This is a genomic window from Microcystis sp. Msp_OC_L_20101000_S702 (assembly GCF_007095705.1).
Classification (GTDB): domain Bacteria; phylum Cyanobacteriota; class Cyanobacteriia; order Cyanobacteriales; family Microcystaceae; genus Microcystis; species Microcystis ichthyoblabe_A.
This window is the reverse complement of the sequence record NZ_SFBO01000178.1, coordinates 1-21,014: the sequence shown is the minus strand read 5'-3', so window position 1 is coordinate 21,014 and position 21,014 is coordinate 1. Positions and strand designations below refer to the sequence as shown.

Here is a 21,014-nt window from a genome sequence, read left to right as displayed (position 1 = left end):
TTTTGCCTCTGATCCCCCCTGCCCCCCTTGATAAGGGGGGTGCCGATCCCCCCTTAATCCCCCGTTGATAAGGGGGGTATTTGATAATTTTTAACGCCTACCTACTTAGCGAACAGTAAACTTCTAGCCACTAACCTATGACCAAAAACGAGACTACCGAGAAAAAGATTTTTCTCCTAGATTTTGAAAAACCCCTCTACGAATTAGAATCCCGCATCGAACAGATTAAAGAATTAGCCCAAGAAAATAGCGTAGATGTCTCGGAACAAATTAGTCAACTAGACGAACGAGCTAATCAATTACGTCGTGAAATTTTTAGCAATCTCACCCCTTCCCAACGGCTACAATTAGCCCGTCATCCCCGGCGCCCCAGCACCCTAGATTATATTCAAGCCATCACCGATGAATGGTTCGAGTTGCACGGGGATCGCGGTGGTTACGACGATCCCGCTCTTGTGGGTGGTGTTGCCCGTTTTAACGGTCGTCCCGTGGTGATTATCGGGCATCAAAAAGGCCGGGATACTAAGGATAATGTGGCTAGAAATTTCGGCATGGCTGCCCCCGGTGGTTATCGTAAAGCCATGCGTTTAATGGAACACGCTCATCAGTTTAATCAGCCAATTTTAACCTTTATTGACACCCCCGGCGCCTGGGCGGGGGTAGAAGCGGAAAAATTAGGTCAAGGAGAAGCGATCGCCTATAATCTTCGGGAGATGTTCCGTTTAGATGTGCCGATCATTTGTACTGTTATTGGCGAAGGTGGTTCGGGCGGTGCTTTGGGAATCGGTGTCGGCGATCGCCTATTAATGTTAGAGCATTCTGTCTATACCGTGGCGACTCCCGAAGCTTGTGCCGCCATTCTCTGGAAAGATGCCAAAAAATCCGATAAAGCAGCAGTTGCCCTCAAAATTACCTCAAAAGATTTAAAAGAGTTAAATATTATCGATCAGATCGTTCCTGAACCCTCCAGAGGGGCCCATGCTGATCCGATTAAAGCGGCAGCCAATTTAAAAGCCGCTATTAGTGAAAATTTAGAGACTTTATCTTTGTTGACACCCCAACAACGACGCGAATCTCGTTATCAAAAATTCCGCAATTTAGGCGTATTTTTAGAAGCTACCGCTTAATCAGTGAGCAGTGAGCAGTTATCAGATGTGAGTTGATGTGATACTAAATCCGTTGAGTAACGCACAGAAAACGGGTTTCTCCGAGAAACCCGTTTTCTGCTCATGCACTCATGCAAAAAGGGGAATAAATAATCAGTCTTTAATAACCAGATTTAGTATAACTGCTATAATTACTAGATAAATTATCTGAAAAAACCCCCTAGTATTAATTAGGAGGTTACAGGGAAAAAATTAATCAGAGTTGATGGGATTAACTAGCGCTAACTTCAGCAGGATAAACGCTAACTTGACGGCGACTTTTATCCTTGTATTCAAATTTAACCACACCATCAATTAAAGCGAATAAAGTATCATCGCCACCACGACCAACATTTTTACCCGGGTGAACTTTAGTACCCCGTTGACGGATGAGAATATTTCCCGCTTTTACCACTTGACCACCGTAGCGCTTAACGCCTAGTCTCTGGGAACGAGAATCGCGTCCGTTGCGGGTACTACCCGTACCTTTCTTATGAGCCATAATTTCTCTCCAAATGCTTTTTTGATTGTAAAAGTTATTCTTCTTCGTCGCTACTATCTTCCACAACTTCAGCGACGGAGGTAGCAGCAGTGGCAGTTAGGGTTTTACCGTTATAATTGATTGAATCAATCATAAAACGGGTAATTTCTTGACGATGACCGCGTTTTTTACGGGTTTTCTTTTTCGGGCGCATTTTATAGACAATAACTTTTTTGCCCCGACGATGTTGCATGACAGTCCCTTCCACGGTGGCCCCTTCGATAAAGGGCTGACCGATGCTAATATCATCCTCATCATGGATTAATAGCACTTTGTCGATGGTATGGGTACTTTGTTCATCGACGTGAAGAAGTTCGATATCGTAATAGCGACCGGGTTCTACCCGAATCTGTTTGCCACCGGTCTCAATAATTGCGTAACTCATGAATTTTCTGCGCTCGTTTTGCCGTACAGGTAGCTGAAAAAAATTCCAGCTTTTGTGCTAATGTCTTCACCTGATCCGAGCAGGAATTGACACAATTTACTATCATCTAACATTCGGGGGGCAATTGTCAAGCTTTTTACCCACCGATTGGCTATATACTAAAAATAATCTTACAAAAAGCTCAATTAAACCGTTATGGAACAGTGGGAAAGCAGAGGACACCTGTTAACCGAACAAATTAACCCAAACAGCCTAAATTTAGACCAATTAAACCCGCTCGAATTGGTGGATCTCTTCAATCGCGAGGATGCCCAAACCCTAAAAGCGATCGCCATGGCCCGGCAAGAATTGGCCCTAGCAATCTCCCTGACCGGTCAAGCTCTGGCTAAAGGTGGCAGACTCTTTTACATTGGGGCGGGAACCAGTGGCCGGCTGGGGGTTTTGGACGCGGCCGAATGTCCTCCCACCTTCTGCACTCCCCCGGAATTGGTACAGGGAATTATTGCCGGTGGAGCGGCGGCGCTGGTGCGTAGTTCCGAAGATTTGGAGGATAAAGCGGAAGATGGGGCGGCGATTATTGCCCAGCGAGAAATTCACGAATTAGACGTGGTAGTGGGGATTACCGCCGGGGGGACAACCCCCTACGTTCACGGGGCTTTACAGGCGGCAAAACAGCGAGGTGCGACGACGATTGCCATTAGTTGTGTCCCCGCCGAACAAGTGGAGATCGCCGTGGATGTGGATATCCGCTTATTGACCGGACCAGAACTTTTGGCTGGCTCCACCCGCCTGAAAGCGGGAACGGTGACGAAAATGGCTTTAAATATCCTTTCCACAGGGACAATGGTAATGTTAGGCAAGGTTTACGGCAACCAGATGGTCGATGTGGCTGTTACTAATCATAAACTCCATGACCGCGCCCTACGGATTATCTGCCACCTTAGCGATATTAGTCGTGAGGAAGCGGCAATTTTACTGGAAAAAAGTGGCCGCCGGGTTAAACTGGCTTTGTTAATGCAGAAAACGGGACTTTCGGCGGCGGCAGGACAAGAATTGTTACAAAAGCATCGAGGGCAATTACGGGCCGCCCTGCAAGCTTATAATCAAATTGATTGATAAAAACCTATTGATTTTGACTTTCCTATGGTTAATATTTCTTCGGAAATTGCTGCGGTCGCTGTTATTTTCCTCGTCGCTGGTGCTATCTTGACTTGGAGTTTTTATCGAGCTAAACCCTACGGCCAACTGGGAATTTTACCTTGGTTACAATCCTTGGTACTAATAGCTCCTTGCTTAATTTTTTTCGGGCTATTTGCGGCTGGAATTGCTCTCAATCTAGCGGTAATTCTCTTTTTACTGGTTGCTTCCACAATTATCTATATTTATTTAGGCAACCGTTTACGCTTACTGAAAACCAATCAGATAATTGAACCAAAAGTTAACCCAGCAGTTAGCCAGTCCGTTACTCCCCTAGAAACCCCGGCAGCGGTGACAGCAATTGTACCAGATGTGATGCCAATTTCCGAACAGGATCTAAAAGTTATTCAGAGTATTTTTGGGATAGATACTTTTTTTGCCACCGAAACTATCTCTTTTCAGGAAGGGGCAATTTTTAAAGGCAATTTACGGGGAGAACCGGATCTAGTTCACTCGCGCTTAACCCAGAAATTAAGTAATCATTTTGGTGATAAATATCGTTTATTTCTGGTGGAAGGAACCGAGGAAAAACCAGTGGTAATTATCCTTCCCAAAACTAATGATCCTAGTCCTGCAACTCTTGCTCAAAAAAATCTCTCTTTAGTTTTGTTAGTCGCTACCATTGTCACCAGCTTAGAAGCGGCGGGAATTTTATTGGGTTTTGATTTGTTTAGTAATTGGCAGAGATATCGAGAAGCAATTCCCCTCAGTTTGGGTTTATGGTCGGTATTAATTGCCCACGAAATTGGTCATCTAATTATCGCTAAACGCCATAATGTTCGTCTCAGTTTACCCTATTTTCTTCCCACTTGGCAGATTGGTTCTTTTGGGGCGATTACTCGTTTTGAATCTTTATTACCTAACCGCAGTGTCCTATTTGATATAGCTTTTGCTGGTCCTGCTTTGGGAGGTTTGGTTTCTTTAATCTTGTTAATTGTTGGACTGACTTTATCTAATTCTGCCAGCCTTTTTCAAATCCCTATTACCTTTTTCCAAAGTTCAATTTTAGTGGGTTCTTTAGCGCGGATAGTTTTGGGCGACGAGTTACAAAATGCTGTTATCTCCGTGCATCCTTTAACTGTTATCGGTTGGTTAGGATTGGTGATTACCGCCCTTAATTTACTGCCCGCAGGACAGTTAGATGGTGGCAGAATTGTTCAGGCTATTTATGGTCGCAAAATTGCCCGCCGCACCACTGTGGCCACTTTGGTCATTTTGGGCATTATTTCCTTAGTTAATCCCAGTAATCCGATTCCTCTCTATTGGACAATTTTAGTCGCTTTTTTACAAAGAGAGTTAGAAAGACCTAGTTTAAATGAGTTAACCGAACCCGATGACACCCGCGCCGGTTGGGGTTTATTACTACTCTTTTTAATGTTAGCGACTCTGATTCCTTTAAGCCCTAGTTTAGCGGGACGGTTAGGCATCGGTGGCTAAATACTTCCCCGAAATTCTTGCCATTGATTGCCGTCAAAAAAAAGCTTGACAAAAACTCAAGTCTTGACTTATAATTTTCTTAATAATGGGGGTGCAATCATCTTTTATGAGGGTTAGAGATGTGATACAATTTGTCATCATAATCTCAAAGTTTTTTAACTTAGTGTGATCGCCTATAGATTGGGTTGAGGCACGAAACCCAACATGATCAATTATTGATTTATTGGAAAAAGTTAGGTTTAAAACCGTATTTCGTTCCGCATCACGATGCCGAAAGTCCCATTCATATTTCTACACAACGGAAAAATTAGCAAATTTAAGTATTATGCTAGATCAAATGATGAAGATGCTAGAAGGTCAACAAATAGGCTCTTATCGTCTTAATAAATTTCTCGGTGCGGGTAGTTTTGGGGGTGTGTTTCATGCTAGTGAAATGGTAAGAAATACGTCTGTTCAAGAAGTTGCTATTAAAGTTATTCCCGAAAGTAGCGATGATAAATTAATTGAGTTACAAAATGCCAGAAAGTTAGAACACTCTAATTTAATTAAGGCTTATTCGGTAGGTGAATTTCGTTTTCTCAATACTGAAATGCTTTATTTAGTGATGGAATTGGCACAAGGTAGCCTCGAAAATCACATTGCCAAAGGTAGTTTATCATCGGGTGAGATTAAAAATATTACGGCTCAAGTGGCACAAGGTTTAAGTTATCTTCATAGTCAAAATAAGGTACATCGAGATTTAAAACCGGGTAATATTCTTAAGATTAATCAACAATATAAGTTAGCAGATTTTGGCTTAATTAGAACTTTAAATAACAAAAGTCATACTCAAACAGTGAATAATGGCGGTACAATTATTTATATGCCTCCTGAAGCGTTTAAGGGTGATATTTCAGCAGGTTGGGATATGTGGTCATTAGGTATTATGTTGATTGAAATGACGGCTAATCAATTTCCCTATAAATTCGATAATGATATTAATCAATTAATGGCTAGGGTGATGAATTGTGATTTACAAATCCCTACTTTACCGAGGGAGTTTAAGCCAATTATTGAAGGTTGTTTGCAAAAAGATAGAAGACAAAGATGGACTGCACAACAAGTTTTAAATGCTTTACAACCACAAGTAACAGGCAAGATGCCTGTTTCACAAATACCCCTAAAAACTGCTAAGGCTGATTTTACCCAATTAGATCGATATTTAAAAAATGGACAATGGCGAGAAGCTGATCTAGAAACTGGTATGGTAATACTTAAAATTGTGAATAAAACACACGGATCATTAACAAAAGAAAATTGTGAAAATTTTCCTCGTGAAGAATTACAAATAATTGATAGTTTATGGCTAAAATACAGTAGCGGAAAATTTGGCTTTTCGGTGCAGAAAAAAATCTGGATAGAATGTGGCGGAGAAGTAGGGGTTCGTGATTTTCATATTTGGCGCAAATTTGCCGATAAAATAGGTTGGCGGAATTCAATGGGGGATTGGTTGTTTCCTCCCACTGAATTTACTTACAATATAAACGCACCACGAGGAAATCTTCCATGCTGGGAGATTTTCGATTTGGAAGAGTCTGAGGATATGAAATATCAACAATATACGTATACGCTCAGAAACGTGTTGGCATCTATGGAGGATGATGGGTTGCTGGGCGGTTCTTTGTTCTTATCTAGGTTATAACAGTTAAAAATCTTTGTCTGAAAAAGTGCGATCGCCTGTTTGTAGTAATGGCTTTAGCCATTATTAGCCCTCTCCGTGCTTATTACGAACTAAAAGTTCGATCGAACTTGTTGTAAGAGAGTTTTGAGGGTGCGATCTTTTTTTTAGAGGCGAGGGCGATCGGTTTTATTTTAATAATCTTTCATATTCTTCATGACTTCCTATCCAAACCCAAATATAATCTTCTCCATCTTTAAAAGCTAAAGCACGGTAATTAATACCAACTCTAACTGACCAAAATTTCCCTACTTTTTTAAAAGATAAAGAAGGATGATTTAAGTTATTTTTTAAGAGTTCAAAATTCTTTTTTGCTAAAATTTGAATTGGTTGAGGTAACTGATTAAAACATCTCCAAAATCTAGCATTAGTTCGATGCACTTATAACTCCTGCAATTGATTTTTACTCTTTTCTAATAAGGCTTCCTTAATTAGAAAGTCAAGTTTTCCCTCATTAGAATCTTCCTCAATTTCCTTATCCCATTTTTGCTCATCTAACTCATTAATCCAGTTTTTTAAATAGGTAAAGTCATCGGGGGTAAGAGTTTCTATTTCTGCCTGAATTGATTCTAATTTGCTCATACTATCTATTCTTAAGCACAATAGTTTTTGATATTCAGGTTTTATTTTAACATTTTTTAGCTAGAATGCGATCAGCTTTTCTTGTAGTTGTGATCGCTTTTTGGAGAGTTTAAGGGTGCGGGCAGCGTAGCTGTGCCTTCGGCATCGTCTTTTCTTGTAGCGGTAACTTTAGCCATAATTTAACCCTAAAGGGTTTACTACGAACTCAAGTGCGATCGAACTTGTTGTAAGAGAGTTTTGAGGGTGCGATCGCTGTTTTCAGGGAGTTGGTGGTGCGATCTTTTTTTTAGAAGCGGGGGCGATCGCTTTTATTTACTAATTAATCTATCATATTCATCATGAGTACCAATCCAAAACCATAAAATCCCATTTTTAACTTCAATTCCTAACGCACGATAAGCTTTTCCGACTCTAACAGACCAATATTTATTAACTTTCTTAAAATGTAATGAGAGATGATTAGGATTAGTTTTTAATAATTCATAAGCAATATCTGCTATCTGTTGTATATCTTCGGGTAGCTGATTATAAAACAACCAAAATTTACGGTTAGTATAGTGCATTAAATTTTGTCATAATCTCCCGCTTCAAATTCAGCCAGTGCTTCTTGAGCTAAAGCATCTAATTTTCCTTCCTTAATATCTTGTTCTAATTGTTTATCCCACTGCAAATAATCTAAGTCTAATAACCAATTTCTTAACTTAGCAAAATCAGTTTTAGAAAGATTTAAAATTGCATTCTCAATTTGTTCAATAGTCATAATTATTTTAAAATTTAAGGTTTTTGATAAATCAGCTTAATTGGATTATAGCATCCTATCAATTTTTTGCAAGAGAGTGTGAAGTACGATCGAACTTTGTGGGGAGTTTGAGGTGCGAGCGGAGTTGAGAATTGCGATCAAACTTGTTTTAAGAGAGGTTTGGGGTGCGATTGCGAAAAATGTCTTTTCCATTGTTGAGGATTACGTTTGACATGAAAACAAGCCAAAACGAAAATTAAATCATCTTGAATTAGTGCGATCGCCCTTTTATTCCTAAAAAATTTTTTCGATAATTACCCGTATCATCCGTTAGAATAGATCTGAAATTCAAGGATAAACCCTCATCTATGAATCCTGTCGTTTTAGTGCATGGTTTTCTGGACACTACTGCTGTTTTTAAACCGATGAGTGAGTATTTAACCCATCATGGTTGGCAGGTACATAGTTTTAATCTAATTCCTAATCACGGTTACGAAAAGTTAGAAGTTTTAGCGAGTCAGGTAGAGAATTATATTGAGAGAAACTTTCCTCAAGAGCAAAAAGTAGATTTAATTGGTTTCAGTATGGGGGGACTGATTACCCGTTACTATCTGCAAAGACTAGGAGGAGTGGAGAGAGTCCAACGTTATCTCAATATTTCTGCCCCGAATCGAGGCACTTTAACCGCATATAGTTTACCCTTAGATGGGATTAGACAAATGCAGCCGGGGAGTCAATTTCTAGAGGATTTAAATAAAGATTGTCAACAAATTTTAAATAAAATTAAAACCACAATTATCTGGACTCCCTACGATTTAATAATATTTCCTGCCCATAGTTCCCGTTTATCGGTGGGCAAAGAAATTTCCATTCCCGTATTGCTTCATGCTTGGATGGTCAAAGATAGCAAAGTTTTAACAACAATTAAAGAGACCTTATTAGAATAGAAATACTGGTTGTCTCCAACACTGGAACAAGGTCAAAATATTACCGACAAAAAAGTTAATTTTTATCAAAAAAGCTTGACTTAAGGTTATAATTGTGTTAGGCGATCAAATTCCCGAAGGTGTCACCATGTCCACTCAAGAACCCACCCTAACCGATGTTCTCAACGAACTGAAAAGCTTCCAAACAGCAGTAAATCAACGTTTTGAGGCGATAGATCTACGTTTTGAGGAAATAGACCAACGTTTTGATGCTATGGGGCAACGCTTTCAGGAAATAGACCAAAGATTAGACAAGCTCGACTATAAATTTGACACCTACGAAAAAGCCTCCGAGAAAGTGCTGAGATTAGCCACGACAATTATTATCGCAGCCGCCACCGTAGCGGTTTTACCCTCGGCCTTTCAGGCAATCGGTCCCCTATTAACCCAAATAATCGCCGCCGGCAATAACTAACTTGTGATCAACACTTGACGATTGCATGGTATGATAAAGGTTTTGGAACTATTGTTTTAGGTCAAGATCATGGCGAAACGAATGCAGGTTATCCTCAATCAAAAAGTCAGCAAATTAGGTGAAAATGGCGATGTGGTGGAAGTGGCACCCGGTTATGCCCGCAATTACCTTATTCCCCAAGGTGTGGCCGTTTTAGCCACCAAAGGCGCGATTAAACAGGCAGAATTTAGGAAAGAAAAAGAGCGTCAACGTCTCCTCGCCGAAAAACAAGAAGCGGAAACCAGAAAAACTGCGATCGAAAAACTCAGTCCCTACACCATCCCTAAACAGGTGGGTGAAAACGAGGCGATTTTCGGTACTGTCACCAGTCAAGATGTAGCTACGGTTATTCTAGAAAATGCCAAATTAGAAATTGATCGCCGTGGTATTACCGTTCCCGATATCGGTCAATTGGGAGTCTATAAAGTACAAGTCAAACTCCATCCCGAAGTTAGTGCCGATATCGAAATTAAAGTAATTGCACAATAAAAATTGTCGGGGCATAGTTATCAGTAATCAGTGAAAATTTATCAGAGCGATTAACTAGCTGATCGCTGATAGCTAATAGCCATTAAAATATCAAAAATTATGACTCATTCTACGGATATAAAAACCCTAGCACGCTGGATGGCGGCCGATTTTAGTAATCAAGAACAAGCTTTTGCTAATCCGCCTTTTTTTGCCCATATTCGCGTGTGTATGCGTCCTTTACCCGATGAATTACTGAAGGGAACCAGTTTATTTTTAGAGCAGGCCTACGATTTTATGCTCAATACTCCCTATCGTTTACGAGTATTTAAATTATCGGTAGTCGATGACCATATTGAACTAGAAAACTTTAAAGTTAAAGAGGAAGCTAACTTTTTTGGTGCTTCTAGAGAACCCCAGCGTCTCAAAAATCTCAGCTTAGAGTTATTAGAACCGATGCCGGGTTGTGATATGAATGTAACTTGGACAGGTAACAGCTTTAAAGGGGTGGTGAAACCGGGGAAACAATGTTTAGTCTTTCGCAAAGATAAAATGACTTATTTGGATAATAGTTTTGAAATTAGTGAACAGGGATTAATTAGCGTTGATCGCGGTTTAGATCCCGAAACCGATCAATTAGTCTGGGGTTCGATCGCCGGTCCCTTTGAGTTTGTGCGTCGCAGTAGTTTTGCTGAGGAAGTGTGAGAAAAATTCTCGGTTTTTAGCTATGAAAATCGCCACATGGAATGTCAACTCGATTCGCAGCCGACAAGATCAGGTAATTAATTGGTTACAACTCAATCCCGTTGAGGTTTTATGCTTGCAAGAAACCAAGGTAATCGATCGAGATTTTCCCAGAGAAGCTTTTGAATCTTTGGGTTATCATCTCTATATTTCTGGACAAAAAGCCTATAATGGTGTAGCGATTTTTAGCCAGAAACCCCTGGACGATATCACTGTGGGATTTAGTCCGATTATCGGCGAAAATTTAACGGGAGAACTAGACGAACAAAAACGTTTAATTACTGGAGTAATCGGCGATATTCGGATTATTAATCTCTACGTTCCTAATGGTTCTTCCCTAGATAGTGATAAATATATTTATAAGCTTAAATGGTTAGAAACTCTTAGGAAATATCTAGATAAAATTATTAATTCTCAACCCCAAGAATTATGTATCTGCGGTGATTTTAATATTGCCTTAGAAGATAAAGATATTTATGATCCCAAAGGCAAAGAAAATCATATTATGTCTTCAGCTAAAGAAAGAGAAGCTTTAGAAAAGGTCTTAGAAATTGGTTTACAAGATGCCTTTAGAAAATTCACCTCAGCAGCAGGACATTATAGTTGGTGGGATTATCGCAGCGGTGGTTTTGCTCGTAACCGAGGTTGGCGAATCGATCATCTTTATTTAACTCCTCAGCTATACGAAAAAGCCGTTAATTGTCTGATCGATCGAGAACCCAGAAAACAAGAAAAACCTAGCGATCATACCCCCGTTATTCTCGAAATATAAGGCAAAAATAGCTAACTTCAAGGAGGGTTTTTTCGGCTGGTGACAGTAAGCAATCAAACCACAGGGAAGATTAACGCAAAAATTAACAGGACTGCGGTGGTGGGAATGTTCAATCCCAGAGATGTTCTTGAGTTGGTCAATAATAGTCTCGACAATAGAACGCTTACGGGATAAAAGCTGGTCATGAAGGCGGATTAAGCGATTTTTCAGGTTCCGTTTGGGTTTACCAAAAAACTCAATATCCGTCGTCGACAGGACAGAAAAGAGCTTCTCGACTAGACATAGATGGGTTGGGGGTGCTGAGTTTATATATTTTTCAGCTTACTAGCCCCCGCCTTTTCTTTCCACCCTTATCCCGAACTGACGTTATGGTTATATTCTCCGACCTTATAGATCAAATTAGCTACGAGTCCTGTCCAACCTGTTTGATGGCTTGCTCCCAGTCCTTGACCGGTATCTCCGTGAAAATATTCGTAGAACAGTATTAAATCCTGTCCATCAGGGGTTTTGAAAAGCTCGCGAAGTTTTGAGTTATCTCCGTAAACTGGTCGTTTCCCTGACCCATCAGGCAGGAAAATACGGATTAAGCGTTTGGATATTTCTACCGCTACTTGTTCAAGAGTATTTCTTCCACGTTCTCCAGTGGGAAACTCCACTTTAAACTCATCTCCTAGACAGTCATGAATGTAATTATGAAACTTATAAAGCGAATCAATGATTAGAAAATTCACAGGAAACCATATTGGACCGCGCCAATTAGAATTACCTGTATGTACAGGAGAGTTACCTGCTTCTCCCGGTTCGTAGAGAATTCTGGAAGGTAAAACACTGCCATACATATCTTTCATGAAGCAAGGAATCGAGTAAGGCGAACCAAACTCAGAATTAGGATCGTGAACTTTTGAAAGACTGCGAATACCATAGTCGCTCAAAAACTCCTGTTTATCCAGTAGCTTTTTGACGATTAATTGCAACTTATCAAAGTCAACAATTGACAAATACATTTCTAGGTTATTATTATGATTGTGCTTGTCTGCGATGTAGAAACTTTCATATTTTCCTCTCAAGTAATCAAAGTCGGTTCCTGGCAAGAACAATTGGGACAATGAATTAGGGTTAGAGAACTTAGATTGAAAAGCATCGATTATCTGGTTTTGACATTCCTGACTGTCGGATTCAAAAATATCAATCGCACATAGGGGAATTAAACCGACTAATGAACGACACTTCAAGGGAAACTCTAGGGTCAAATTTTCCTGAACAATACTGAGAATATCGTAATAGAATTCATCCTTCTGATCCCACAAATGCGTTCTATTTTTTTCAGTAATATCATTGATAGCATTGGCGATATTCAGGAATTCTTTGAGGAACTTGGTTGCAGCTTCTATCTCTTCGCTAGATGGGTCTTGACTTCCTAACTCTATGGCAATTCTCAGCATATTTAAGGAGAACATAGCCATCCAGCTTGTTCCATCTGCTTGTTCAATTTTTACATCATCAGTTTTAAAGTGACTGCGATTTATGAGACTGATATTATCTAGTCCTAAAAAGCCTCCACTAAAAAGATTCTTTTCGGGTATTTTTTGAACTTCTAACCACCAATTAAAGTTACTATTCAGCTTGTGAAATATTTTTCTTAGGAAATCTTTGTCCGAAAAACCATACATATCTTGCTCAATTTGATAAACTTGCCAAGCTCCCCAAGCGTGAACAGGTGGATTACCTTCACTAAAGTTCCATTCAAAAGATGGTAACTGTCCATTAGGATGGATATACCCTTCTTCCAAAAATAGGCATAATTGTTCTTTAGCAAAATCTGGGTCTATTAAAGCAAAAGTAACAGCATGAAAAGCTGAATCCCAGACAGCATACTGGGGATATTCCCATTTATCTGGCATAGAAATTATGTCTTCATTATGTAGATGAGTCCATTTGGAGTTAAATTTTCTAGTGTCGGATTGTGCTTTATCTGGTAGGCTATCTGAGGGGTATATTTTATGCCACTTTCTGTCTTGATATGACCAATCTCCTTTGAGCCAATCTTGAACTATATAGTAATAAAATTGCTTGTTCCATAGCATTCCTGCAAATGCCTGTCGTTGAACTTGTCGTTCCTCATCTGAAATTGGAAAATCTGAAGGAGTAATAGCTTGATAAAATGCGTCAGTTTCTTCTTTGCGCTTGTCAAAAACCTTCTCAAAATCACTTCCAAAAGGATTAGCATCAGGTAGTTGATCTGGCGCAATATCTGTCAAGCGCAACCATATCACTTGAGGTTTATCAGCATCAGCTTCAATAGTCAGATTATAGTGAGCGGCGGCTTTTGTCCCTTTCTGTTCAGGGTTGACTTTATCTAGCTCTTGATTAACGACATAATTGTTGATTCCGTCCTTAACATATTTACTCGCATTAGGAGTATGGAAAATGCGTTCGTTGTTAGTTTCATTTTCAGTAAATAACAGAGGAGTATCTCCTTTACAATAGAGATAATAATCACCTAACTCGCCATGATGAGCTTTGATCACCATATTATTGCCAGTTTTTTCCAAAACTCTCTGCAAACTTGGTTTTTGTTTTTCTCTTTCTGCATCTCCTAACCAAGACCAAGTGTTACGAAACCAGAGAGTAGGTAAAATATGTAGTTGATGAGCTTCAGAGCCTCGATTCCGAACAGTAATTTTAATTAAAATATCTTCAGGAGTCTTCTTGGCATATTCAATAACAACATCAAAGTATCCCTCGTCGAAACAATTAGTATCAATTAGCTCATATTCAGGGTGTTCTTCTCCTCTATACTTAGCATTTCTTCGTTTTTGATTCTCTTCAATGAGATCATCATAAGGAAATTTATAAGGATACTTATACAATGCCTTCATATAAGAATGAGTGGGAGTATTATCTAAATAAAAGTAATATTCCTTGACATCTTCCATATGATTTCCTTCATCATGTCCACCAAATAAACCTGTTAAACCAAAAAATCTTTCTTTGAGATGCTTTTCGGAATGCTGATCTTTTTCATTCCAAAGCTCATCTTTTCCATTCCAAAGGGTTAGGGCAAAACATAGACGCTGACGCTCATCAGAAATTCCCAATATTCCATCTTCTCCCCAACGATAGGCACGAGAACGAGATTGCTCGTAATCAAAATATCTCCAAGTATTACCATTCTGACTATAATCTTCTCGGACAGTTGCCCATTGGCGATCGCTTAAATAGGGACCCCATTTTTTCCAAGGGATATTTTGTTCACGGACTTCTTGCAAGCGTTTGTATTCTTCAGTTTGTTTCCGAGCTTCTGCGAAGGAATTATCTTTTTGGGTATCTTGAGTTGTCAACATGACTTTTCTCCTTTATCTTCATTTTTTGTCCTGTACTTAGCTTTTTGCAGTCCTTAGATTTTTTGTCCTGTACTTAGGTACTTGGTATGGTGGACTTGTTGAACCAAGAATCCCTCCCATGAGCGCTTCGGGGAGCGTCAAATCACCAACTGCCTTTAAATCCCGAAGCTCCAGTCACCAGCACCTTTTCCCCAGACCACCGCTACCCTAAGAGTTGGGAGATAGGCATTTCTTGCATGGCTATAACCTCCTTTTCTCTGAAAAAGTGCCTTATGAGGTTCTGACTTGATTCTATCGAGAAGCAAACTAAGTATAACTACTTAAGTAAAAAAACTTAATATAAATTGGGTTAGGGATAGGCCGAAACGCTGCTGCTATCCCAGCCAGTCAACCTGATTTTTTGGTGGAATTCATGGCAAAATCTTCTTAGCCTCAACTAACTTTAATCAAGCCCAACAATTTCTCCCTTACCGGCAATCACTTCGCCGATTTGGTAGGCATTAATCCCAGAGGATTGTAGTTGATTAATAGTCAATTGCGCCACATCTGATGGGACAATGATCACAAAACCGATACCCATATTAAAAGTATTAAACATGGCTTCGGCATTAACCGAACCCATCTGGGCTAACCAGTGAAAAATTGGCAAAACTGGCCAACTTTCGCGGTAAATCCGCACAGACTGCCCTTTACCCAAGCAGCGGGGCAAATTTTCCGGGATGCCACCCCCAGTAATGTGGGCCATGGCGTGAATATCTAACCCAGAGCGTAGCAGTTCTAGCACAGGTTTAACATAAAGTCTAGTGGGAGTTAACAAAACTTCACCTAAGCTAGAGCCAGCCAAAATTGCGGGGCAATCTTGCCAATTTAAGCCCTGGGTGTCGATAATCTTACGAACAAGACTAAAACCGTTACTGTGAACCCCACTACTGCCTAAACCGATAGCCACATCGCCGATTTGCACCTTACTGCCGTCGAGTAATTGACTTTTTTCGACAATACCGACGCAAAAACCCGCCAAATCGTACTCTCCCGCCGAATAAAACCCCGGCATCTCCGCCGTTTCCCCTCCCAAAAGAGTACAACCACTATCACGACAGGCACTAGCGATTCCCGATACCACCGCCGCTAACTGTGACGCTTCCAGTTTACCAGTGGCGAGATAATCCAAGAAAAATAAAGGTTCGGCCCCGGAGGTTAGGACATCGTTGACGCACATGGCCACCAGGTCAATTCCCACCGTATCATGGCAATTGAGACTATGGGCAATTTTCAGCTTGGTTCCCACACCATCAGTTCCCGATACTAACACCGGTTGCTGATAACCAGAAGGTAACTGAAAATAGCCGCCAAAACCGCCTAAACCGCCGATAACTTCGGGACGGAAGGTACTTTCCACATTTTGGCGAATTTTCTCGACGAAAGCGCGTCCCGCTTCCACATCCACGCCTGCTTCTTTATAATCCATGCCCAATTGACCGATTGTATCTCTCAAATTTTACCCGGATTTCAGTCCTATGGGAATTATGAGTTATAAATTATGAATTATGGTTCTTCGGTTTGTCTTATGCAACGGACAGGGTTATAAGGAATGAAACTCTTACAGAGAAAGGCATTTGGCAATTTAGGCATTTGGCAATAAGCAAAGGAGAATAAATAATCAGTTTTTAATAACCAGATTTAGTAAGTAGTCGTGCAAAATTAATTTCCTAGTGAAGATAGGCAAGAGGCAAGAGGCAAGAGGCAAGAGGCAAGAGCGGGGTTAGATATGTGTAATTAATTTTGCTTAGGTACTTAGCAGGATTTCCCAAGGATTTTTACTGATCAGAGAAAGGTTAGAACTGGTCGTAAAGTGAAAGAGATAACTATTTTGGTTATCGTCATTTCAGATAAGTCTGATACAATCTAGACTGGTTGAATCCTTATGAACTCTGGCATTGATATTCTCAATCTGAATTGAAATGACTATATCTAGATCACCGACGGTCAAAATTCCCTTGACTGAATCGGGGATGCGCGGAGATTGTAACAAAAATTATCGATTTCTTGACAAAAAACACCGATCATGCTATCAACTGAACCTAAAATCAGCAATTCCGGACAAAAATATTTAGCCTATCAAGATTGTCTATCCCCGAATCAAACTCTGTTACCCCTGACAGCCAAGGTTAATAACCGCGATTGTCTAGAAATCGGTGGTTGCGATGTGACCACCCTAGTGGAACGTTTCGGTTCACCCTTGTATATTATCGATGAAGTCACCCTCCGCACTGCCTGTGGTCAATACCTGCAAGGTTTCCAGACACATTATCCCGGAGAATCTAGGGTAATTTATGCCTCGAAAGCGTGGAATTGCCTGGCCGTATCGGCCGTGGTCGCTAGTGAAGGATTAGGTTTTGATGTGGTGTCCGCCGGAGAAATTCACACGGTGTTAACCGCTTTAGACCAGATCAATAAAACCGCTGTGCCAATATACTTTCATGGTAATAACAAATCGATCGCCGAGTTAGAATATGCGATCGAGCATAACTGCATTATTATCGTTGATAACTGGCTAGAGTTAGAAAATCTGGTTAAATTAGGCGAAAATCGTCCTGATACCCCTATTCCGGTTCTATTGCGGTTAACCCCCGGTATCGAGTGCCACACCCACGAATATATTCGCACGGGTCACTTAGACAGTAAATTTGGTTTTGACCCCCATCAAATCGAAGCGGTATTTGACTATGTTTTAGCTCATCCGGTGCTGAATTGTCTGGGTTTACACGCTCACATCGGTTCCCAGATTTTTGAACGTCAACCCCACCAAGACTTAGCCTCTGTCTTGGCAGATTGGTTTAAATTAGGTTTAGAACGGGGTTTACCCCTAGAGCAATTAAACGTCGGGGGTGGTTTAGGGATTCGCTACCTTGAAAGTGATGACCCCCCAAGTATCGAGGAATGGGTACAAGCGGTGTCCTTAGCAGTGGCCAAAGCTTGTCAGGAAAGAGGTATCGCTTATCCGCTGCTGATTGCCGAACCAGGACGCTCTCTGATTGCAACCGCTTGCGTAACAGCCTATACAGTGGGTAATCGCAAAGAAATCCCCGAAATCCGCACCTATATCGCCGTTGATGGCGGAATGTCCGATAATCCCCGACCGATTACCTATCAATCGGTTTACCGGGCCGTGGTCGCCAATAAAATGAGTCAAGAATGTCAGGAAGTGGTGACAATAGCTGGAAAACATTGTGAATCTGGCGATATTCTAATTAAGGATATTGCGCTACCGAAAACCAACCCAGGGGATATTTTAGTGGTTTTAGCCACGGGAGCCTATAACTACAGTATGGCTTCTAATTACAACCGCTTACCCCGTCCGGCGGCGGTAATTGTCCAAAATGGAGAAGCTAATCTGATCCTTGAACGGGAAAATCTGGCGGATTTGCTGCGTCAAGACCGCTTACCCAATCGACTCTCCTTAATATAAACCTCATCGCTATTGTCCCCCCATGTCGGGTTTTTTTCTAGACCCTCGCCGGTTATTGTCCTGGATTCTCAGCCATGGTCTGTCATTCCTAGACTTTGGGTTAGTTCTCCTCCTTACCTATATGCTGCTGCTAATTATCGGCGAGCGGCGTACCTTTTGGATGGTGCGAGGACTAATCTATTTAATGCTGGCCTCGGTGATTAGCGATGCTCTAGGATTGCGCTTGCTGGGGTTAGTCCTAGAAAAATTGATTTTGGGGGCAGCTGTGGCGATCGCTGTGATTTTTCAGTCGGAATTCCGCCGTTTTTTAGAATTATTGGGCAAAGGTCAAGTGTGGGAGTTATTTCAGAAAAGTTCCCCCACTCCCAAGACCGATAATGTCATTGATGAGTTAGTGGACGCGGTGAAGGATCTATCTCAAAATCGCACCGGTGCGCTGATGGTATTAGAAACCAGTGGCAATCTCGATACCAAGGTGTTTGTCAATCCGGGGGTGACGCTCAATGGCCAAGTATCTAAGGAATTAATTCAAACTATTTTTCAAACTAAAACTTTACTGCACGATGGAGCCGTATTTATTCGGGGCGATCGAGTGGTGGCCGCTGGTGTTATTCTACCCCTATCGGAGCGCAGTACCTCTAGGCAATTAGGCACCCGTCATCGGGCAGCCATGGGCATTACCGAAAGGCTAGATAATTGTATCTGTATTGTGGTTTCTGAGGAAACCGGCTCGATTTCCCTCGCGTCCGGGGGTAATTTGGATCGGCCTTTAACCAGTAGTAAACTAAAAGAGCTGCTCGAAGCGAAGTTTTCTCCGTCGGGAGAGGGGGAAGTGGTCGCACCGAGTTGGGGACGTTTAGGGCGTACAATTGGCTTAAAAGGCCGTCTAATCTTAGAAAAATTCTCCCGTTCGCCTAGCGCAACCCCGAAAGATAGAAAATGACTGTTAAACCGAGCTTGTCACCAGAATTACCTACGGATTTAGATAAAAACCGTTTGCCTCAGCACGTCGCAGTGATTATGGATGGGAACGGTCGTTGGGCGAAAAGTCGTGGTTTGCCACGGATTATGGGCCATCAACGGGGAGTAGATGCACTCAAAGACTTGCTGCGCTGTTGTGGTGAGTGGGGGATTCCCGCTTTAACCGCTTACGCTTTTTCTACGGAAAATTGGGGTCGTCCCCTCGAGGAAGTAGAATTTTTAATGACTCTATTCGAGCGGGTTTTGCAGCGGGAATTGGAAGAAATGATGCAGGAAAATGTCAAAATTCGCTTTATTGGTAATTTAGCAGCCTTGCCAGAGTCTTTAAGACGGGAAATTGCTAAATCTCAAGCAGAAACTAGCAAAAATTCCGGTATTCAATTTACGGTGGCTGCTAATTATGGTGGCCGAGAGGAGATCGTGCAAGCTTGTCAGGCGATCGCTCGTCAGGTGCAACAGGGTTTAGTCTCCCCAGAAGCGATCGATGAATCTCTCTTTGCACAGTATCTTTATACTGCCGGGATTCCTAACCCAGACCTGTTAATTCGCAGTAGTGGGGAAATGCGAATTAGTAATTTTTTACTCTGGCAAATGGCCTACGCGGAAATCTACGTTACTGACACCCTCTGGCCCGATTTCGATCGAGTGCAATTTCACCACGCTTTAAAAGATTATCAGGGTCGTCATCGTCGTTTTGGCAAATTATAAGGGCTACAGCCCAAATTTAGCGAAATAGCCCCTGTGGGGCAGTTAAAGGACAATTTTTGATTTTTCACTTTTTATCTTAAACTTCCTGGGGCAACGGTTAAACCGCGACGGGGGGCCGTTTGTGATCCTCTCCATTTCCCCAATACGGTAATCCGTAAATCGGCCAGAGCTAGACTTTTTCCCCGGCTAAAATAAAATGGGATGGAGAATAACTATCGACGATAAGCCGTTTTAAGATTATGGGATTCTTTGACTCAGAAGTGGTTCAACAGGAAGCTAGACAGCTATTTGAGGATTACCAGTCCCTCACACAACTGGGCAGCGAGTACGGTAAATTCGATCGAGAGGGTAAAATCATCTTTATCGATAGGATGGAAGAGTTAATGGAACGCTACAAGATATTTATGAAGCGTTTCGAGTTATCTGAGGATTTTTCCGCCCAAATGACCGTAGAACAGCTAAAAACCCAATTAGGTCAATTTGGCATGACTCCCCAAATGATGTTCGACCAAATGCAGCAAACCCTTGAGCGGATGAAGGCAGAAATTCGCTAAAATTGCCGATATTTATCGGGTATTGGCTGTCTTTTGCCCGATAATGGCCTCTACAGGTTACTGCTGAGAAATTTGGGGTTTCTGCGGTTTGCGGTTTTTTGAGAACGATGATCTAATAATTTTAAGTAGGTTAGCTGGTCACTAACCCCGCACTAAAAGCGACGGGGCTTGCCTAGACCAATTTAGGCGACGCAAGTAGAGACTACCGCATCGAGACACAATCTGGCCCAGACCTCCGAATACTTCCCTAGTTCGGATTCTCTCTAAGCTTTATTGGTAAAGCGTTGTTAGACAAGACATCTTGATTGTGTTGCGGGAAGGGACTTTAACTTTACTCTTAAGGATTATCTCCATGCCAAGAGTTCCTGTTATCTCAAAAGACGGAAAGCCGTTAATGCCCACCAAACCCAGTCGGGCCAGACGGTGGATCAAAGAAGGAAAAGCTATCGGTAAATTTAACGACTTAGGTATTTTCTATGTCCAGCTAACCACTGAATCCTCTAACAATAAAACCCAACCGATTGCTATTGGTATTGACCCGGGTAAATTATTTTCGGGAATTGGTGTTCAATCCTCTCTTTTTACTCTTTGGAAGGCTCACTTAGAACTTCCTTTTAAACGAGTAAAAGAGCGCATAGACAATAGACGGTTAATGCGAAAAGGACGTAGAGTAAGACGGATTAACCGCCAACTTTCTTTTAATCTAAGAGCGCATCGACAAAAACGATTCTCAAATAGAAAACAAGGAAAATTAGCTCCCTCAATCAGAGCTAATCGTCAACTTGAACTTC

General features: G+C 41.3%; 22 protein-coding genes and 1 pseudogene. 14 read left to right on the top strand and 9 right to left on the bottom strand.

All coding sequences use genetic code 11. From position 1 onward, the window contains the following. Positions 1-137 precede the first annotated feature (137 nt). Entirely contained in the window at positions 138-1,127 is a 990-nt protein-coding gene (gene accA, locus EWV60_RS18825; protein ID WP_002737858.1) for an acetyl-CoA carboxylase carboxyl transferase subunit alpha, read from the top strand. A gap of 250 nt (positions 1,128-1,377) precedes the next feature. Here the strand turns inward: accA and rpmA are convergent, their stop codons facing one another. Together rpmA and rplU are read right to left on the bottom strand one after the other, a co-directional pair. Continuing rightward, positions 1,378-1,647, bottom strand: coding sequence for a 50S ribosomal protein L27 (gene rpmA / locus EWV60_RS18820; protein WP_002744094.1), 270 nt, complete (start codon positions 1,645-1,647; stop codon positions 1,378-1,380). Between the two features lie 34 nt (positions 1,648-1,681). Further along, the gene (rplU, locus tag EWV60_RS18815; protein WP_002735488.1) at positions 1,682-2,071 is read right to left on the bottom strand and encodes a 50S ribosomal protein L21; all 390 of its coding nucleotides are present in this window, start codon (positions 2,069-2,071) and stop codon (positions 1,682-1,684) included. A 195-nt stretch (positions 2,072-2,266) separates the two neighbouring features. Here rplU and murQ point away from each other — a divergent pair, with 195 nt between their 5' ends. The 3 genes from murQ (at position 2,267) to EWV60_RS18800 (ending at position 6,386) form a co-directional block, all read left to right on the top strand. Next, positions 2,267-3,187 carry an N-acetylmuramic acid 6-phosphate etherase gene (murQ, locus tag EWV60_RS18810; protein WP_287234000.1) on the top strand — a complete coding sequence of 307 codons (921 nt, stop codon included), beginning with the start codon at positions 2,267-2,269 and terminating at the stop codon, positions 3,185-3,187. A 27-nt stretch (positions 3,188-3,214) separates the two neighbouring features. Continuing rightward, on the top strand, positions 3,215-4,705 hold the full coding sequence (locus EWV60_RS18805; protein ID WP_287233998.1) for a site-2 protease family protein: 1,491 nt from the start codon (positions 3,215-3,217) through the stop codon (positions 4,703-4,705). Positions 4,706-5,030: 325 nt separating this feature from the next. Further along, positions 5,031-6,386: a protein kinase domain-containing protein gene (locus EWV60_RS18800; RefSeq protein WP_287233996.1), complete on the top strand. Its 1,356-nt coding sequence runs from the start codon at positions 5,031-5,033 to the stop codon at positions 6,384-6,386. Positions 6,387-6,551: 165 nt separating this feature from the next. Here the strand turns inward: EWV60_RS18800 and EWV60_RS18795 are convergent, their stop codons facing one another. From EWV60_RS18795 to EWV60_RS18780, 4 genes are all read right to left on the bottom strand, one after another. Further along, positions 6,552-6,803 carry a ParE family toxin-like protein gene (locus tag EWV60_RS18795; RefSeq protein WP_002736627.1) on the bottom strand — a complete coding sequence of 84 codons (252 nt, stop codon included), beginning with the start codon at positions 6,801-6,803 and terminating at the stop codon, positions 6,552-6,554. Next, the gene (locus EWV60_RS18790) at positions 6,804-7,004 is read right to left on the bottom strand and encodes a hypothetical protein (protein WP_002736204.1); all 201 of its coding nucleotides are present in this window, start codon (positions 7,002-7,004) and stop codon (positions 6,804-6,806) included. It abuts the gene before it with no gap. A gap of 308 nt (positions 7,005-7,312) precedes the next feature. Beyond that, positions 7,313-7,567: a ParE family toxin-like protein gene (locus EWV60_RS18785; protein WP_069475686.1), complete on the bottom strand. Its 255-nt coding sequence runs from the start codon at positions 7,565-7,567 to the stop codon at positions 7,313-7,315. After that, positions 7,567-7,764 carry a hypothetical protein gene (locus tag EWV60_RS18780; protein WP_002736352.1) on the bottom strand — a complete coding sequence of 66 codons (198 nt, stop codon included), beginning with the start codon at positions 7,762-7,764 and terminating at the stop codon, positions 7,567-7,569. Before EWV60_RS18780 ends, EWV60_RS18785 begins: the two co-directional genes overlap by 1 nt. A 347-nt stretch (positions 7,765-8,111) precedes the next feature. Here EWV60_RS18780 and EWV60_RS18775 point away from each other — a divergent pair, with 347 nt between their 5' ends. From EWV60_RS18775 to xth, 5 genes are all read left to right on the top strand, one after another. Next, positions 8,112-8,690 (top strand): esterase/lipase family protein, encoded by a 579-nt coding sequence (locus tag EWV60_RS18775; protein WP_287233993.1) that lies wholly within the window; start codon positions 8,112-8,114, stop codon positions 8,688-8,690. Between the two features lie 94 nt (positions 8,691-8,784). Beyond that, positions 8,785-9,144, top strand: a complete 360-nt coding sequence (locus tag EWV60_RS18770; RefSeq protein WP_002737039.1) for a ssr2422 family thylakoid membrane protein — start codon at positions 8,785-8,787, stop codon at positions 9,142-9,144. A 69-nt stretch (positions 9,145-9,213) separates the two neighbouring features. Continuing rightward, positions 9,214-9,672, top strand: coding sequence for a 50S ribosomal protein L9 (gene rplI, locus EWV60_RS18765; protein WP_002737358.1), 459 nt, complete (start codon positions 9,214-9,216; stop codon positions 9,670-9,672). Positions 9,673-9,771: 99 nt separating this feature from the next. Continuing rightward, positions 9,772-10,356, top strand: a complete 585-nt coding sequence (locus EWV60_RS18760; RefSeq protein ID WP_002737599.1) for a chromophore lyase CpcT/CpeT — start codon at positions 9,772-9,774, stop codon at positions 10,354-10,356. A gap of 22 nt (positions 10,357-10,378) precedes the next feature. Continuing rightward, the gene (xth, locus tag EWV60_RS18755; protein WP_002744083.1) at positions 10,379-11,167 is read left to right on the top strand and encodes an exodeoxyribonuclease III; all 789 of its coding nucleotides are present in this window, start codon (positions 10,379-10,381) and stop codon (positions 11,165-11,167) included. Between the two features lie 12 nt (positions 11,168-11,179). Here the strand turns inward: xth and EWV60_RS23315 are convergent. The 3 genes and pseudogenes from EWV60_RS23315 to purM all read right to left on the bottom strand — a co-directional run. Beyond that, a pseudogene (locus tag EWV60_RS23315) lies at positions 11,180-11,392 on the bottom strand (transposase); the annotation flags it as partial. Positions 11,393-11,517: 125 nt separating this feature from the next. Further along, complete coding sequence (locus EWV60_RS18745) at positions 11,518-14,511, bottom strand: MGH1-like glycoside hydrolase domain-containing protein (RefSeq protein WP_287233990.1); 2,994 nt, start codon at positions 14,509-14,511, stop codon at positions 11,518-11,520. Between the two features lie 442 nt (positions 14,512-14,953). After that, a complete protein-coding gene (gene purM / locus EWV60_RS18740) occupies positions 14,954-15,979 on the bottom strand; it encodes a phosphoribosylformylglycinamidine cyclo-ligase (protein ID WP_002776365.1) in 1,026 nt (341 codons plus the stop codon). Positions 15,980-16,576: 597 nt separating this feature from the next. Here purM and lysA point away from each other — a divergent pair. The 5 genes from lysA to EWV60_RS18715 form a co-directional block, all read left to right on the top strand. Further along, complete coding sequence (gene lysA, locus EWV60_RS18735; protein WP_149107837.1) at positions 16,577-17,980, top strand: diaminopimelate decarboxylase; 1,404 nt, start codon at positions 16,577-16,579, stop codon at positions 17,978-17,980. Between the two features lie 22 nt (positions 17,981-18,002). Beyond that, positions 18,003-18,923: a diadenylate cyclase CdaA gene (gene cdaA / locus EWV60_RS18730; protein ID WP_002750350.1), complete on the top strand. Its 921-nt coding sequence runs from the start codon at positions 18,003-18,005 to the stop codon at positions 18,921-18,923. Continuing rightward, positions 18,920-19,669, top strand: coding sequence for an undecaprenyl pyrophosphate synthase (gene uppS, locus EWV60_RS18725; protein WP_002776367.1), 750 nt, complete (start codon positions 18,920-18,922; stop codon positions 19,667-19,669). Before cdaA ends, uppS begins: the two co-directional genes overlap by 4 nt. A gap of 239 nt (positions 19,670-19,908) precedes the next feature. After that, on the top strand, positions 19,909-20,223 hold the full coding sequence (locus EWV60_RS18720) for a DUF1825 family protein (RefSeq protein ID WP_002738222.1): 315 nt from the start codon (positions 19,909-19,911) through the stop codon (positions 20,221-20,223). 352 nt (positions 20,224-20,575) lie between these two features. Further along, on the top strand, positions 20,576-21,014 hold a 439-nt coding region (locus EWV60_RS18715; protein ID WP_287233988.1), incomplete at its 3' end, for an RRXRR domain-containing protein.